The following is a 15,219-nucleotide window of genomic DNA, read 5'->3' as shown; positions in this document are numbered from 1 at the left end:
TCATCCGGCGTACGGGGTGAAGTGGCTCACCGCTGAAGCCACTTCACCTCGTACGCCTTCATGTCGAACCGCTTGCCGTCGACCTGGGCGCTGATCGGGCGGCCGAGGGTGTTCACCACGAGGACGACCTTGTCGGTGGCGAGGACGCGGACATAGGGGACGTCGTCCGGGGCGATTTGCGCCGTCCGGTACCGCGTGCCCGGCGGGAACTCCTTGCCGAACCGGGAGACCAGGTCGTACATGGGCAGTGCCCTGCCGCCGTTCGCGGTGTCGGTGGGCGTCCACAGACAGCCGGGGCAGCCGGTGCCCTTCTGTTCCTCCGGGTTCCAGTAGAAGCCCGAAGAGGCGCCGCCCTTGACCAGGGCGATCATTCCGGTGGCCTGGACGGCGACACGGTGGTCCTCCGTCCAGCCGTCACGGCTGTCGTTGCCGTCGGCGGGCTCGACGTAGTACTCGGCCCACCACAGCGGCAGATCGTGGGTCTGCTTCCGCACCCAGGCGCCGACGGCGGTGAGCTTGTCGGTCGCGGCGAACTCGTTCGGCAGCAGATCGTCGTCCTTGGTGTAGCTGGAGCCGTCCACGACGACGAAGTCGGCGCCCGCCTTGTGCCGGTTCCAGTAGGTGAAGGCGTCCAGGACGCGCTGGTCCATGGCACCCCAGGCGCCCCTCAGGGCGTTGGAGGCGTCCTGCTTCTGCCGGGGGTCGACGCTGTCCATGACGAGGTACGGGCCGCCCACCATGATCTTGTCGTCGACCTGCTTGAGCGCCTTGTGGACCAGGTTGTACAGCTTGGTGTAGCCCTCGTAGTCCCAGCGGCCCCGGGAATCGTTCCAGAAGCCCTTGAACTCGTTCCACACGATGAAGTGGCGCACGTCCGGATAGCGCTTGGCGACGATGGCGGCGAGGGCCGCGAAGTCCTTGTAGTGGTCGGGTGTCGGCGCGGTCTCCAGGGCGGCCTGGCTCCAGTCGGTGGCGCCGGCGCCCGCCTTGCCGCCCTTCATCCAGTCGGGGGCACAGCACAGGGTGATGACCGGGGTGCCGCCGCTCTTGCGGACGAAGTCGATGCGGCGGTCCATCTCCTCGAAGTCGTAACGGCCCTTGACCGGCTCGGGATTGCCCGCCCCCCAGCCCATGATGGCCTGGTTCTGCGGCAGGTCCGTGCCGGAGAGCAGCCCCTCGACCCGCGCGGTCGCGGTGCCGCTGCCCTCGTCGGCGCTGTACTGCGTGTGGGTGAAGCCCCAGCCGACGTCCGGCCGGGTGTCCGCGGGCGGAGTGGCGGGGGTGCCGTGCACCCTGTCGCCGTCAGGTGTGGTGCCCCTGATGCTCACGCCGTTGCCGGACAGCGTGCCGATCAGGGTGACCACCAGGGCCAGAGCGGCCGCCCCCACGCCGAGCAGAGCGGTGAGGCGCCACCGCCGTGCCCCCGAATCCCACTCATGACGTCCCATCATGGGCCACAGTAACGGCCGGGATCGGACCGCGGACAGGTTTCTCGTTCGACGGTCCGGTAACAGGACGTACCGGATGCACCGGGAGCACGACGCAGATCCGACACACCCGGCGCACTTCGGAAACCGGGTGCACACGAGGGTCCCGTGACGGATCATGGCGGCATGCCCGCGAACCCACACGATGCTCTGCCGATCCGGCTCAACGTCGATGACAGCGACTCGCCCTCCGACGTCGTCGACGCGCTGTTCCTCGGCCGCTTCGCGACGGGCGAGCAGCCGTACTCCCACGCGGCGAACATCGACCGCGTACGCTCCGGGGCCACGCTTCTGCCGCCGGACGCCCGGGTGCTGCGCATCGCCCGCGACGACGACCGCAGCGCGACCCTCGCGGAGGGCGACGGCTGGACTCTGCTGGTCTCCCGCTGGAACCGCGGCGCGGACGTCACGGTGACGGCCACCAGCGCCGAGCTGGCCGAACGGGTGCTCGGCCAGGCCACGGACGGCGCGGCGGACGAGCCGGAGCCGCAGCCGGAGAACGTGACGATGGGCTTCTGGTACGTGTCCCCGAGACGCGGCCCGCACCGCACGACACGGCAGATCTCGGCGGGCACCTGGGAGGAGGTCCGCGCGAACTACACGGCACCGGTGGCGGACGCCATGGACCGGCTGATGAAGACGACACCGGAGGACATCGCGGGCCGGCTGCTGCTGCTCCACGGCCCGCCGGGTACGGGCAAGACATCGGCGCTGCGGACGCTGGCCCGCTCCTGGCGGGACTGGTGCCAGGTGGACTGCGTCCTGGACCCGGAGCGGCTCTTCAGCGACGTCGGCTATCTGATGGACATCGCGATCGGCGAGGAGGACGCGGCGGGCAAGGGCCGCTGGCGGCTGCTCCTGCTGGAGGACTGCGACGAGCTGATCCGCGGCGAGGCGCGGCACACGGCGGGCCAGGCGCTGTCCCGTCTGCTGAACCTGACGGACGGGCTGCTGGGGCAGGGCAGAAACGTCCTGGTGGGTGTCACGACCAACGAGGACCTGGAGCGTCTCCACCCGGCCGTCGTCCGCCCCGGGCGCTGTCTGGCCCGTATCGAGGTCGGCCCGCTGACCCGCTCGGAGGCGGTGGGCTGGCTGGGCCGGGAGGACGGCGTGGGCCGCGACGGAGCGACCCTCGCGGAGCTGTACGCGCTGCGCCGGGGGACGTCACCGGCGTCGGTGCCCGACCAGCGGGCGGGGGCGGAGTCGGGGCTGTACCTCTAGCCCGCCCCGCCTGTGGGCGGCGGGAGCCGGTGCTTTGATGGACGTATGACCCTGTTCGTCGGCACGTCGGGATGGCAGTACCGGGACTGGCGCGACGTCCTGTACCCGGCCGGCGTGCCCATGCGGCTCTGGCTGGAGGAGTACGCGACACGGTTCGCCACGGTCGAGATCAATAACGCGTTCTACCGGCTGCCGTCCCGGGAGACCTTCGAGAGCTGGCGGGAGCGGGTGCCGCCGGGGTTCGTGGTGGCGGTGAAGGCGAGCCGCTATCTGACCCATATCAAGCGGCTGCGCGAGCCCGAGGAGCCGGTGCACCGGCTGATGGACCACGCGGCCGGGCTCGGCGACCGCCTCGGCCCGGTCCTGCTCCAGCTTCCGCCCACCCTGCGCGCCGACCCGGTCCTCCTCGACGACTGCCTCTCCTGCTTCCCCGAGGGCACCCGGGTCGCGGTCGAGCCCCGGCACGATTCCTGGTGGACGCCCCGGGTGCGTGAGGTGCTCGCGGCCCGGGGCGCGGCGCTGTGCTGGGCCGATGTGCTCTCCCGCCCGGTCACCCCACTGTGGCGGACCACCGGCTGGGGCTACGTGCGTTTCCACGCGGGCCGCGCCCAGCCGTGGCCGCGCTACGGCCGCCGGTCCCTGACGTCCTGGGTGCGCCGTATCGCCGAGACCTGGCCCGACGACCGGGACGGCCGGGACATCTACGTCTACTTCAACAACGACCCGCACGCGGCGGCGGTCCTGGACGCGATGGCCTTCGCCCGTGTGGCGACGGCGGCGGGACTGCGGGTGAGCCGAACCCCGCGAAGCCTGCCGGCACCGGCGGCGGCCCGGTAGCCTCCGCGGGACCGGCGACGACGAGCGCCCGTTGGTCCCGGGCCCGCCCCCGGGCCGCTGTCCGGGCGGTGACGGTTCAGCCCTCATAGGCCGCCCGCAGCGCGTCCCGCACCGCGGCCAGCGCCTCCTCCTCGCCCAGCCCCAGCCGTCGCACCCGCTCGGCGTAGGCGGACGCGGCGGACGCCGCCTCCCGCTCCGCGGCCGAGCCCGCGGCGGCCACGAATGTTCCGTTGCGCCCCCGCGTCTCGATCACCCCGTCGGCCTCCAGCGCCCGGTACGCCTTGGCGACCGTGTTCGCCGCGAGACCGAGCGACTCGGCGAGCCCCCGTACGGTCGGCAGCCGGTAGCCCACCGGCAGCACCCCCGACCGGGCCTGCTCGGAGATCTGCGCCCGTACCTGCTCGTACGGCGGTGCGCTCCCGTCAATCCTGATCTTCAACGTCACGGGCCGATTCTCCCGCACCCGCCGGAAAATGAGAGGCAGCCCCGCGTCCCGCCCGCGTACCGTGCGCCCTTGTGACAGTGACCGTGAACTCGGCCGGGTCCGCGACCCGGGTGGAGGTCGTCCTCGTCAAGGCGGGTAGCACGAAGATCCGTTATCCGGCCGTACTGCTCCACGACGACGGCACCCGGATCGCCGTACGCGCCCTCTGGGCCGGCGACGGCGTCCGTGACTTCGGCTTCGTGCGGTTCGAGCCCGGTGACGTCTTCACCGAGTACTACTGGCGCGACCGGTGGTACGCGGTGAAGGAGGTACGCGACGGGCGGGGCGCCCTGAAGGGCTGGTACTGCGACATCACCCGCCCGGCCGTCCGCTCCGGCGGCGAACTGGTCGTCGAGGACCTCGACCTGGACCTGTGGCGCTCCGCGGACGGCTCGACCGTGCTCCGCCTCGACGAGGACGAGTTCGCGGCGAGCGGCCTCGCGCGGACGGACCCGGTGGCCGCCGCGGCCGCCGTAGAGGCCCTGGACATCCTCGAACTCCTCGCGCGCGGCGGTGACTTCGAGGCGCTGGCCGGCCCGACCGGGACGTCCTGAGGTCAGGGCGGCGGTCAGGGCACCGCCACCACCGCGTACCGCTCGTCGTCCACCTCCTTGCCCCACAGCCGGGCGTCGTCCGACAGCCGTTGGACGCGCACATCACGGGCGAGCGGGGCGAGGAGCGCGGTCAGCTGTCCGGCGGGTATGCCGACCGGACTGAGGGTCCCCCACACCCCCTCGACCAGCACCAGCCGTCCCCCGGGGCGCAGCAGTTCCCGCCAGTGCCGCAGGGCGCGGCCGGGGTCGGGCAGCGTCCACAGCACATGGCGTACGAGGACGGCGTCGAAGGACCGCTCACGGACCGGCGGGGCCCCGGCGTCGCCGACGAGGAACAGGGCGTCATGGCCCGCCAGTTTCGCCCGCGCGCGGGTGAGCATGGCCGGCGACAGATCCACCCCCGTCACCCGGTGCCCCCGCTCGGCCGCCAGAAGTGACAGGCTCCCCGTGCCGCACCCGAGGTCCAGGACGTGACCGGGCCGGGGCGGCAGCCACTCCCCCAGCCGGGCCGCCCAGGCCTCGCGGACCACCGGATCGCGCAGCCCGTGGTCCGGCTCGTCGTCGAAACCGGCGGCCGCCCGATCCCAGTCCACCCGGGCTTCCTGGGCCGCCGATGTTTCGGGTGCCCGGTTCCTGGCCATGTTCCTGGTCATGTCCCTGGTCATACGGCCAGGGTGACAGCCACCACTGACAGTCGATGGGTGACAGCCGCCACAGACAGACCGCGATCGATGAGGAACCCTCGCCGGAAACGCCTACCTTCGCCCCCGCGCGGAATCCGGTAGGCACAAGGAGGCAGCCATGCGCCGCGTAACCGTGCACAAGCCGCTGAAGAGGACCGACTCCCGCCGGGTGCGGGAGGAGAAGGACGAGCGCCCCGCCGAGCGCTCGGAGATCCGCAAGGACATCGCCCGCCTCTGGTGGCCGGAGGCCTGAGGCGCGCGCCCGTCGCCCCTGGCACGACAGGGGATGCTCAGTTCAGCCGCTTGCGATAGTGCACACGGTCGTACGGCCCGTCGACACGGCGCTCCAGGACCTCGTACCCGTATCTCGGGTAGATCTCCTGGTTCTCCCACATCATCGCGTTCGTGTAGAGCCTGACCTCGGACAGTCCGAGCGCCCGCGCATGCGCGTCGACGAAGGCGAGCAGCCGCCGCCCGACACCCCGTCCCTGCGCGTCGGGGTGCACGGCGATGCTGTCGAGGAGGAGATGGTCCCCGCGGGCCTCCACCACCACGACACCGGTCATGGGCTCTCCCGTCACGAACACCCGCACCGCGGCCACGTTCGCCGTATGGTCCGCCTCCATGGGCATCGGCACGACTCCGATGCGCTCGATGTAGTGGCGATACGCGGCATCGGTCACGCCCCGCACCGCCTGCACATCGGCGGCACGGGCCGGCCTGACCTCCTCGCCCGTCCGGTGGTCCCCGCCGGTATCCGTCATGGGCCACAGACTACTGAGCCGTCCGGCCGAGGCAGCGGCCCGCGGGGCGGAAGCCCGCCGTGCGGAAGCCCGCCGTGAACAGGGCAGCCCTCCAACAACCGTTCCTGATCCCCTCGTTAGCCCTGCCTTAACGCGACCATAAGGATCTCCTCCGCCCGCCTCCAGCAGGCGACTCCGCGGGTTTCCAGGGCTAGTTTGCTGATCGCCCCCCACGGGTTCCGTCACCCCGCCCCGGACCGCTCCGAGGAGCTCCCCCTGTCCGTACGCCGTGGAGTCGCCGCTCTCGCCGCCGCCGGTGCCGTGCCTGTTCTGCCGGCCGGGTCGGGCGCCGTGCCCGCGGTCGCGCACGGGCCGACAGGGAACCCGGTCAGCGGGCGGCGGCCGGCGCGGGCGCTGGGGTTCCGGGGCCTGTCCGGCGGCTCAGGTCGGACAGGCCCCGGGGACGGCCGCAGCGGCTGGGGACGGCTGCGGACGTCTCACGGTGGTGGCCGGGGATCAGCTGAGCGCCGAGGCGCAGGTGGTGGGGGTCGCGTGCGCGGGGTCGAGGGCGTTGGCGACCTCGTGGAAGGCGATCCGGTCGGTCAGCCCGATCAGCACATGCTCGGAGAGGTCGAGGCCGCACAGGCCCTGCAACAGGACGTTGTGGACGTCTGATCCGCTCAGGAACTGGGAGCTGTACGGGGTGACCACCTCGTCGTACTTGGTGGCGATGACGGTGTAGTGGACGCCTGGCACGGTGTCGCCGCCGGCGTTGAGCTTGGTCAGGAACGCGGAGCCGGCGATCTGGTCGGCGAGTCCGGGCGTGGAGTTGGAGATCAGGTCCGAGGCGCCGGGGAAGTAGGGCAGCAGGTTGGTGAGGCCGTCGAGGGTGGTGCCGTGGTTGTCGGGCGCGATGCCGACGAGAGCGTTCACCTTGGCGGCCCCGCCGAGGAACTTGAGGTAGTAGCGGGGCATCATGCCGCCCTGCGAGTGCCCGACGATGTCGGCCTTGGCGGCGCCGGTCGCGGCGAGCACCTGGTCGACGAAGGTCTGGAGCTGGCCGGCGGACGTGGCGATGGGCCCGAGTCCGTAGAAGACGGGGACACCTGGCAGCTGGCCGTAGTCGAGGGAGAAGACGCAGTAGCCGCGGTGCTCCAGATAGGGCGCCAGGGCCAGCCAGTTGTCGATGGAGTTCGCGAAGGTCCCGTGGACGAGTACGACGGGACGGGGATGGGCGGCGGAGGGCTTGCAGGAGTAGTCGTTCCAGCCGGTGCTCGGTGCGGCGGCTGCATCGGCGGTGGCAGTGGCGGCGGGAACGACGGCGAACGCGGCGGCCAGCAGCAGCGCGGCCAGGGGTCTGAGCGCTCGTTTCCAGGGCAACATCGGGTGATCTCCTTGCGGCTCAAGGGAGGTGTGACGGCCTTAGCCCTGTGATCCGGATCACGGGATGCTGGTTCACTCGTCAAGTTACGGACGAGTAGTGGAAGTGTGAAGTTACGCGTCAGTAAAAAATTTCGGAGCCGTAGGATGGCTGCCGCGGTTCCTGGTAATGCCTCGAACGAATGTGAGGACTCATCACCAGACGGGTTCGATGGGCCCGGAGGGCGCGATACGGAGCAATTGGCTCTGGAGCAGGCGAATTTCACCCTCACCGAGCAGCTCCACCCATGGCCGCACGGCCTCCGCCGCGGCCTCCTCGGCGGCCCGGGTGCAGGCCCGGCCCCGCCCGGTCAGCACGATCAGCCGGGCGCGCGCATCCTCGGGATGCGGCCGCCGTTCGGCGTAGCCCTTGCGCACGATCTCTTCGACGAGCTGACTCGCCGCCTGCTTTGTCACCCCTAGGTGGGCGGCGGGTTCAGTCACGGTCGCGCCGCCCTGGGAGAGCCGGGAGAACGCGAACCCGTGCGCGCGCCGCAGCCCCTCGAAACCACGGTGATCGTCAACCCCGGCACGGCCCTCGGCCTGCGGAACCCCACGGACGAGGTCGCCGTCTCCTGGGTCACCACCTCCGTCGGGCTTAAGGCCGAGCCGGCCGACGGCACGCGCATCGCTCCCCCCTGGGCCGACTGACGCTACGCGGCCAGCGTCCCCGGCATCACCGCGCGCGGTCCGAACCTGGCTCGCGCGCGGTCCGCGACCTCTTCCAGACGGCGTACCTTCTCGTCCACGGGGTCGAAGGTGAGCTGGTGGGCCGCCTGGTCAGCGGTGCTCAGCCCCTCGGCGCGCAGGGCGATCGCGCGGACCCGGGCGCGTTGCAGACCGAGCGCCTCGTACATGCGGTACGCCTCCACGGTGAGCGCCGCCGAGTGCGCGGTCGGCTCGGTGAGGGTGCGGCTACGGGTCGTGGAGGAGCGGTCGGCGTAGCGCACGGTGAGGGTGAGGGTGCGGGACACCCGCTCCAGGTTGCGCAGCCGGGCGCCCAGCTCCTCGGCGGCCGACAGCAGGGCGCGGCGGTGCCGGTCCGGGTCCAGCTCGTCGCGGGTGAAGGGGCGTTCGCAGGCAAGGGAGCGCGAGACGGCGTTCGGTACGACCCGGCCGCGATCGACGCCGTTCGCCTTCTCGTGCAGTTCGCGGCCCGCCCGGACCCCGACCAGCCGCTGCACCGTCGACAGGGGCGCGGCGGCGACCTTGCCGACCGTGTCGAGCCCGTACTCGCGCAGGGTGCGGGCGGTGACGCCACCGAGGCCGGGCAGTGCCCTGACCGGCAGTCCGTCGAGGAACTCCCGGACGGCGCCGGGCGCTTCGGGCACCACGCGGACCGCTCCGGGCGCCGCCTCCCGCACGGCCATACGGGCCAGCATGGGCCCGGGCCCGGCCCCGATCGCACAGTCCACTCCGTGGTGGGCGAGGGCCCGTACCCGGATCAGCGCGGCCAGCTCTGCGTCGTCCCGCCCGAAGTACCGCTCGGCGCTCCGCAGATCGGCGAGCGCCCCGTCGGGCGGCAGCGCCTCGACGACGGGGGTGAACTCCTCCAGGAGGCCGAGCAGCCCCGGCAGGGCCGCCTCGTACATCGCCGGCAGCTGGAAACGTACGCAGAGGATGGTCATCCCGCACTCCCCGGACTCTGGTGCCACAACTTCTTTCCGCCCGCCGGCCCTTCGCCCGCGGGACGCAGATCGGCCCAGGGGTTCATCTCGTACCCCGTGGACATCCGGATGCGGCGGCCCTTCGCCGCGTCGCCACCGTCCGGCTGCCGCGTCGCGGGCTCCGCCAGCCGCGCCGCCACCACCTCGAGCCCGCCCTCGGCGCGCAGCTCGGCCAGCTCTGCGAGGTTCCAGGCGGCGGTGCCCACCACGCTGAGGCTGCGGGGCCCCCGTCGCTGCACCACCCCGCGCACCAGCAGCAGCCAGGAGTGGAAGACGGTGTGGGCGCAGGCGTCGTGGGAGTCGTCGAAGAAGGCGAGGTCGACCAGGCCCGTGCCGTCGTCGAGCGTGCTGAAGATGACCCGCTTGCCGGAGCGGATCGGCGGGGTCTGGGTGGCCGCCTTGGCGCCCGCGACCAGCACCGTCTCGCCGTGCCGTGCCGCGCGCAGCCGACGGGCCGACACCACGCCCAGTTCGTCGAGGAAGGCACGGTGATCGTCCATCAGGTTGCGCGAGGCGTCCATGGAGAGCACGCCCAGCTCGGCGCTGAGCCGTTCCTCCGGGGAGAGGTCGGGCAGCCCGGCGGAGGCCGTCTTCCGCCCGCCGGCCAGGGGGAGTTGGCCACCACCCGCGCCCCGGGCGCCCCGGTGCAGCTCGGTCAGGTGCAGTTGCAGATCACGGCGGTTGGCGCCGAACGCGTCCAGCCCGCCGACCTGTGCGAGCCGCTGGGCGACGGGGCGGCTCGGGCGGGCACGCTCCCAGAAGTCGAGCAGGGAGGAGTACGGCTGCCCGGCCTCGATCCGCCGCGCCTCGGCCTCGCTGATGCCGTGCACATCGCGAAGGGCGAGCCGGAGCCCCCACTGCCCGACGGAACCCCCTTTTTCAGACACCAGTTCGATGCGGTGAGCGGCTCCCGACTTGTTCACATCCAGCGGCAGGATCGGCACCCCGCGCCGCCGCGCGTCCGCCAGCAGCAGCCGCTTCGGGTACATCCCGGGGTCGTGCGTGAGCAGACCGGCGTAGAAGGCGGCCGGGTGATGGGCCTTCAGCCAGGCCGACTGGTACGTCGGCACGGCGAAGGCGACCGCGTGCGCCTTGCAGAAGCCGTACGAGCCGAACGCCTCGATGATCTCCCAGGTGCGCTGGATCGTTTCCGCGTCGTATCCGTTCGCCGCCGCCTGCTGGGCGAACCAGACCCGGATCCGCCCCTGCGACTCCGGGTCGGACAGCCCGCGCCGCACCCGGTCCGCCTCGTCGCGCCCGCAGCCGGTCATGATGTCCAGGATGTGGATGACCTGCTCATGGAAGACGACGACGCCGTACGTCTCCTTCAGCGGCTCCTCCAGGTCGGGATGCGGATAGCGGACGGGCGCCCGCCCGTGACGCGCCTCGATGAACGGCCGCACCATGTCGGCCGCGACCGGACCGGGCCGGAACAGCGAGATGTCGACGACCAGGTCGTGGAAGCCGGCCGGCTGGAGCCGCCCGACCAGGTCCCGCTGGCCCGGCGACTCGATCTGGAAGCAGCCCAGGGTCTCGGTGGAGCGGATGAGGTGGTACGTCGCCGGGTCGCCCGGCGCCAGGGCGTCCAGGTCGATCCGCTCCCCGGAGGTCCGCTCCACCTCCGCGACCGCGTGCGCCATGGCGGACTGCATCCGCACCCCGAGCACATCGAGCTTGAGCAGCCCCAGCTCCTCGACGTCGTCCTTGTCGAACTGGGACATGGGGAAGCCCTCCCCGCTGGTCGGCATGACCGGCGTACGGGCGAGGAGGGAGGCGTCGGAGAGCAGGACCCCACACGGGTGCATGGCGACTCCGCGCGGCAGGGCGTCCAGGGCCTCGACCAGCTCCCACAGCCGGCCGTACTTCTCCCCCTGCTGCCGGACCTCCTCCGCCAGCCGCCCGAGCTCGGGCAGCTCCTCCAGCGCCGCGCGGGCGTCGCGGGCACGGATGTGCGGGAAGGACTTGGCGATGCGGTCGATGTCGGCCGGGTCCATGGACAGGGCCGCGCCCACGTCACGGATCGCATGGCGGACGCGGTACGTCTCCGGCATCGCGACCGTCGCGACCCGCTCGGTGCCGAACCGGTCGATGATCGCGCGGTAGACCTCCAGCCGGCGGGCGGACTCCACGTCGATGTCGATGTCGGGCAGGGCCATGCGGCGCTTGGACAGGAAGCGCTCCATCAGCAGCCCGTGCTCGACGGGGTCGGCGTGCGCGATGCCGAGCAGGTGGTTGACGAGTGAGCCCGCGCCGGAGCCGCGCGCGGCGACCCGGATGCCCATCTTCCGGACGTCGTCCACGACCTGGGCGACCGTGAGGAAGTAGGACGCGAAGCCATGGTGGGCGATGATGTCCAGTTCGTCGTGCATCCGCTCCCAGTAGGCGCGCCGGGTGTCGTAGCCGTGCAGCACCATGCCCGCCGCCGCCCGGGAGGCGAGCGCGCGCTGGGCGGTGCGGTGGCCGGCGCCGACGAGATGCGGCTCGGGGAAGTGGACCGTGCCGATGCCGAGGTCGTCCTCGGGGTCCACCAGGCACTCGGCGGCCGTCATCCGGGTCTGCTCCAGCAGACGGTGGGCGGTGTCGCGACGGTACCCGGCGGCCTCCACGACCCGCTCGGCCACCGCCAGCATGGACGGCGCGTCCTTGAGCCAGGCCTCCCCGGAGTCCAGGTCCTTGGCGGGGTCGATGGGAACGAGCCGGCGGGCGGCGTCCAGGACGTCGGCGACCGGGCCGAGGCCGGGGTCGGCGTACCGGACGGCGTTGCTGAGCACGGGGCGCACCCCCTGCTCGGCGGCGAAGCCGACGGTGCGGGCGGCCAGGCGCAGGGAGCCGGGGCCGGCGCCGGTACGGCCGTGCCAGACGGCCTCCAGGCGCAGGGCGTCGCCGTAGACCTCCCGCCAGGGCGCGAGGAGCCTGGCCGCACGGTCCGGGCGCCCCGCGGCGAGGGCCCGGCCCACATCGGACTCCGGGCCGAGCAGGACGGTCAGCCCGTCGGCGTGGTTGTCGGTCCAGGACAGCAGCGGGGTGCCCTCGGACGAGGAGTGGGCGGCGGTGACCAGCCGGCACAGATCGGCCCAGCCGCGGGCGCCCTCCCGGGCGAGGAAGACCGCGCGGGGTGTCGACTCGTCGATGAAGGCACCACCGCGCACGGGGACACGGCGCCTCTCCCAGGCTCTCCGCTCCTCCCCCGCACGACCGGGGGGACCGGAGGGGAGCCCCCTCCGCCGTCCGGGCTCGGGCGCCGCCACCGCCAGCTCCGCCCCGAACAGCGGCCGTACGCCCGCCGCCGCACAGGCCCGGGTGAACCGGACCGTGCCCGCGAGGGTGTCCCGGTCGGTGAGTGCGAGGGCGTCCATGCCCAGCTCACCGGCACGCTCGGCCAGCCGTTCCGGGTGCGATGCGCCGTAGCGCAGGGAGAACCCGGAGACGGTGTGCAGATGCGTGAAGCCTGGCACCCGCACCTCCCGTAGCCGTGAGCCCCACAAACGGATCTCGAACGTCCGTTCCCATCTCCCTCACCCCCACCATAGACCAATTTTCGAACTGGCGTACGACATCCGCATGCCCCTGCCTCACCAGCACAAACGGCGGACGTGGGCCGGGGCTAGGCTTCGGCGGCAGCACAAGGGCGGGAGGGGCGAAGGCGGCCCCGCGAGACAGACAGAGGGAGACCCGACAGGCATGGCCCAGAGCACGGACACGCAGTCGCCCGCGCCGCATATCGCCGACAGCCACGATCTGATCCGTGTACACGGCGCACGTGAGAACAACCTCAAGGACGTCAGCATCGAGATCCCGAAGCGCCGGCTGACGGTGTTCACCGGTGTCTCCGGCTCGGGCAAGAGCTCGCTGGTCTTCGACACGATCGCCGCGGAGTCGCAGCGGCTGATCAACGAGACCTACAGCGCCTTCGTGCAGGGCTTCATGCCGACCCTGGCGCGGCCCGAGGTCGACGTCCTCGACGGGCTGACCACCGCGATCATCGTCGACCAGCAGCGGATGGGCGCCGACCCCCGCTCCACGGTCGGCACCGCCACCGACGCCAACGCCATGCTGCGCATCCTCTTCAGCCGGCTCGGCGAGCCCCACATCGGGCCCCCCAGTGCATACGCCTTCAACGTCCCCTCGGTCCGGGCGAGCGGCGCGATCACCGTCGAGCGCGGTGCCCAGAAGGCGGTGAAGGCGACCTTCACCCGCACCGGCGGCATGTGCCCGCGCTGCGAAGGCCGGGGCACGGTCTCCGACCTCGACCTCACCCAGCTCTACGACGACTCCAAGTCGCTCACCGAGGGCGCGATCACCGTCCCCGGCTACAAGGCGGGCGGCTGGAACTACCGGCTCTACAGCGAGTCGGGCTTCTACGACCCGGACAAGCCGATACGCGACTACACCAAGAAGGAGCTGCACGACTTCCTCCACCGCGAGCCGACGCGGATGAAGATCGCGGGCATCAACATGACCTACGAGGGGCTGGTCCCCCGGATCCAGAAGTCGATGCTCTCCAAGGACCGGGAGGCGATGCAGCCGCACATCCGGGAGTTCGTGGACCGGGCGGTCACCTTCACCACCTGCCCCGAGTGCGACGGCACCCGGCTCAGCGAGGGTGCCCGGGCATCGAAGATCAAGGGGATCAGCATCGCCGACGCGTGCGCGATGCAGATCAGCGATCTGGCCGACTGGGTCCGCGGCCTCGACGAGCCCTCGGTGGCGCCGCTGCTCGCCAAGCTCCAGCACACCCTCGACTCGTTCACGGAGATCGGGCTCGGCTACCTCGCGCTCGACCGGCCGTCGGGCACGCTGTCGGGCGGCGAGGCGCAGCGCACCAAGATGATCCGCTATCTGGGCTCCTCGCTCACCGATGTCACCTACGTCTTCGACGAGCCCACCACCGGCCTGCACCCCCATGACATCCAACGGATGAACGACCTGCTGCTGCGGCTGCGGGACAAGGGCAACACGGTGCTCGTCGTGGAGCACAAGCCGGAGGTCATCGCGATCGCCGACCACGTCGTCGACCTCGGCCCCGGCGCCGGTACGGCGGGCGGCACCGTCTGCTTCGAGGGCACCGTCGAGGGGCTGCGGGCCGGCGGCACCATCACCGGCCGCCATCTAGACGACCGGGCCTTTGTCAAGGAGACGGTGCGCAAGCCCACCGGCCGGCTTGCGATCCGCGGCGCGACGACGCACAACCTGCGAGACGTCGACGTCGACATCCCGCTCGGAGTGCTGACCGTCATCACCGGTGTCGCCGGTTCCGGCAAGAGCTCGCTGGTCCACGGGTCGATCCCCGCCGACGCGGGTGTGATCTCGGTCGACCAGGGCGCGATCCGCGGCTCCAGGCGGAGCAACCCGGCAACCTACACCGGGCTCCTCGACCCGATCCGCAAGGCGTTCGCCAAGGCCAACGGCGTGAAGCCGGCGCTGTTCAGCGCCAACTCCGAGGGTGCCTGCCCCACCTGCAACGGCGCCGGAGTCATCTACACCGACCTGGCGATGATGGCCGGCGTCGCCACCACCTGTGAGGACTGCGAGGGGAAGCGGTTCGAGGCATCGGTCCTCGAGTACCACCTCGGCGGACGCGACATCAGCGAGGTCTTGGCGATGTCGGTGACCGAGGCCGAGGAGTTCTTCGGCGCCGGCGAGGCGCGCACACCGGGCGCGCACCGCATCCTCGAACGCCTCGTCGACGTCGGGCTCGGCTACCTCGGCATCGGCCAGCCGCTCACCACGCTGTCCGGCGGCGAGCGGCAGCGGCTCAAGCTGGCCACGCACATGGCCGAGAAGGGCGGCGTCTACGTCCTCGACGAGCCGACCGCCGGCCTCCACCTCGCCGATGTCGAGCAGCTGCTCGGGCTGCTCGACCGGCTCGTCGACTCGGGCAAGTCGGTCATCGTCGTCGAGCACCACCAGGCGGTCATGGCGCACGCCGACTGGATCGTCGACCTCGGCCCGGGCGCAGGCCACGACGGCGGCCGGGTCGTCTTCGAAGGCACCCCCGCCGACCTCGTCGCCGCCCGCTCCACCCTCACCGGCGAGCACCTGGCGGCCTACGTGGGCGCCTGACCGGGGCGCTTGCGGTCCGGCCCGCCGAAGCGGACGGGAGCCCCGCCGAACAGTCCCGCCC

Annotated in this window: 12 protein-coding genes and 2 pseudogenes; 6 read left to right on the top strand and 8 right to left on the bottom strand. The window is 72.0% G+C overall.

All coding sequences use genetic code 11. From position 1 onward, the window contains the following. Positions 1-26: 26 nt before the first annotated feature. Positions 27-1,448, bottom strand: coding sequence for a xylan 1,4-beta-xylosidase (locus ACIP94_RS21485; protein WP_402428462.1), 1,422 nt, complete (start codon positions 1,446-1,448; stop codon positions 27-29). 165 nt (positions 1,449-1,613) lie between these two features. Here ACIP94_RS21485 and ACIP94_RS21480 point away from each other — a divergent pair, with 165 nt between their 5' ends. Further along, positions 1,614-2,708, top strand: a complete 1,095-nt coding sequence (locus ACIP94_RS21480) for a DUF5925 domain-containing protein (protein WP_402427732.1) — start codon at positions 1,614-1,616, stop codon at positions 2,706-2,708. Positions 2,709-2,753: 45 nt separating this feature from the next. After that, the gene (locus ACIP94_RS21475) at positions 2,754-3,545 is read left to right on the top strand and encodes a DUF72 domain-containing protein (protein ID WP_402427730.1); all 792 of its coding nucleotides are present in this window, start codon (positions 2,754-2,756) and stop codon (positions 3,543-3,545) included. Between the two features lie 76 nt (positions 3,546-3,621). Here ACIP94_RS21475 and ACIP94_RS21470 read toward each other — a convergent pair whose 3' ends face one another. Beyond that, a complete protein-coding gene (locus ACIP94_RS21470; protein ID WP_402427727.1) occupies positions 3,622-3,990 on the bottom strand; it encodes a GntR family transcriptional regulator in 369 nt (122 codons plus the stop codon). Positions 3,991-4,067: 77 nt separating this feature from the next. Between ACIP94_RS21470 and ACIP94_RS21465 the strand changes: the two genes are divergently transcribed. Next, positions 4,068-4,583, top strand: coding sequence for a DUF402 domain-containing protein (locus ACIP94_RS21465; protein ID WP_402428459.1), 516 nt, complete (start codon positions 4,068-4,070; stop codon positions 4,581-4,583). Positions 4,584-4,597: 14 nt separating this feature from the next. On the opposite strand, the gene ACIP94_RS21460 is transcribed toward ACIP94_RS21465, so the two are convergent. Further along, complete coding sequence (locus tag ACIP94_RS21460; protein WP_402428457.1) at positions 4,598-5,224, bottom strand: class I SAM-dependent methyltransferase; 627 nt, start codon at positions 5,222-5,224, stop codon at positions 4,598-4,600. A 160-nt stretch (positions 5,225-5,384) separates the two neighbouring features. On the opposite strand from ACIP94_RS21460, the gene ACIP94_RS21455 reads away from it, so the two are divergent. After that, entirely contained in the window at positions 5,385-5,519 is a 135-nt protein-coding gene (locus ACIP94_RS21455; protein WP_402427724.1) for a hypothetical protein, read from the top strand. Positions 5,520-5,556: 37 nt separating this feature from the next. On the opposite strand, the gene ACIP94_RS21450 is transcribed toward ACIP94_RS21455, so the two are convergent. From ACIP94_RS21450 to ACIP94_RS21440, 3 genes and pseudogenes are all read right to left on the bottom strand, one after another. Further along, positions 5,557-6,030, bottom strand: a complete 474-nt coding sequence (locus tag ACIP94_RS21450) for a GNAT family N-acetyltransferase (RefSeq protein WP_402427721.1) — start codon at positions 6,028-6,030, stop codon at positions 5,557-5,559. 495 nt (positions 6,031-6,525) lie between these two features. Beyond that, positions 6,526-7,392, bottom strand: coding sequence for an esterase/lipase family protein (locus ACIP94_RS21445; RefSeq protein ID WP_402427719.1), 867 nt, complete (start codon positions 7,390-7,392; stop codon positions 6,526-6,528). Between the two features lie 192 nt (positions 7,393-7,584). Beyond that, positions 7,585-7,941: pseudogene (locus tag ACIP94_RS21440) on the bottom strand (MarR family winged helix-turn-helix transcriptional regulator); the annotation flags it as partial. Between ACIP94_RS21440 and ACIP94_RS21435 the strand changes: the two are divergent. Continuing rightward, positions 7,939-8,079: pseudogene (locus tag ACIP94_RS21435) on the top strand (cupin domain-containing protein); the annotation flags it as partial. The pseudogenes ACIP94_RS21440 and ACIP94_RS21435 overlap by 3 nt on opposite strands. 2 nt (positions 8,080-8,081) lie before the next feature. On the opposite strand, the gene ACIP94_RS21430 reads toward ACIP94_RS21435, so the two are convergent. Next, positions 8,082-9,056, bottom strand: a complete 975-nt coding sequence (locus tag ACIP94_RS21430) for a DNA polymerase thumb domain-containing protein (protein WP_402427716.1) — start codon at positions 9,054-9,056, stop codon at positions 8,082-8,084. Next, on the bottom strand, positions 9,053-12,550 hold the full coding sequence (locus tag ACIP94_RS21425) for a DNA polymerase III subunit alpha (protein WP_402427714.1): 3,498 nt from the start codon (positions 12,548-12,550) through the stop codon (positions 9,053-9,055). Before ACIP94_RS21425 ends, ACIP94_RS21430 begins: the two co-directional genes overlap by 4 nt. 226 nt (positions 12,551-12,776) lie before the next feature. Between ACIP94_RS21425 and ACIP94_RS21420 the strand changes: the two genes are divergently transcribed. Continuing rightward, a complete protein-coding gene (locus ACIP94_RS21420) occupies positions 12,777-15,158 on the top strand; it encodes an ATP-binding cassette domain-containing protein (RefSeq protein WP_402427711.1) in 2,382 nt (793 codons plus the stop codon). Positions 15,159-15,219 lie beyond the last annotated feature (61 nt).

The organism is Streptomyces sp. NPDC093261 (assembly GCF_044753645.1).
Taxonomy (GTDB): domain Bacteria; phylum Actinomycetota; class Actinomycetes; order Streptomycetales; family Streptomycetaceae; genus Streptomyces.
Note: the sequence above shows the minus strand (reverse complement) of the source record. Positions and strands in the feature narration are given on the sequence as shown.

What these genes read in the sequence shown, in the direction of transcription:
- ACIP94_RS21485 (WP_402428462.1), bottom strand. Translation starts at nt 1,448, where the DNA reads ATGGGACGTCATGAGTGGGATTCGGGGGCACGGCGGTGGCGCCTCACC.
- ACIP94_RS21480 (WP_402427732.1), top strand. Translation starts at nt 1,614, where the DNA reads ATGCCCGCGAACCCACACGATGCTCTGCCGATCCGGCTCAACGTCGAT.
- ACIP94_RS21475 (WP_402427730.1), top strand. Translation starts at nt 2,754, where the DNA reads ATGACCCTGTTCGTCGGCACGTCGGGATGGCAGTACCGGGACTGGCGC.
- ACIP94_RS21460 (WP_402428457.1), bottom strand. Translation starts at nt 5,224, where the DNA reads ATGGCCAGGAACCGGGCACCCGAAACATCGGCGGCCCAGGAAGCCCGG.
- ACIP94_RS21455 (WP_402427724.1), top strand. Translation starts at nt 5,385, where the DNA reads ATGCGCCGCGTAACCGTGCACAAGCCGCTGAAGAGGACCGACTCCCGC.
- ACIP94_RS21450 (WP_402427721.1), bottom strand. Translation starts at nt 6,030, where the DNA reads ATGACGGATACCGGCGGGGACCACCGGACGGGCGAGGAGGTCAGGCCG.
- ACIP94_RS21445 (WP_402427719.1), bottom strand. Translation starts at nt 7,392, where the DNA reads ATGTTGCCCTGGAAACGAGCGCTCAGACCCCTGGCCGCGCTGCTGCTG.
- ACIP94_RS21430 (WP_402427716.1), bottom strand. Translation starts at nt 9,056, where the DNA reads ATGACCATCCTCTGCGTACGTTTCCAGCTGCCGGCGATGTACGAGGCG.
- ACIP94_RS21420 (WP_402427711.1), top strand. Translation starts at nt 12,777, where the DNA reads ATGGCCCAGAGCACGGACACGCAGTCGCCCGCGCCGCATATCGCCGAC.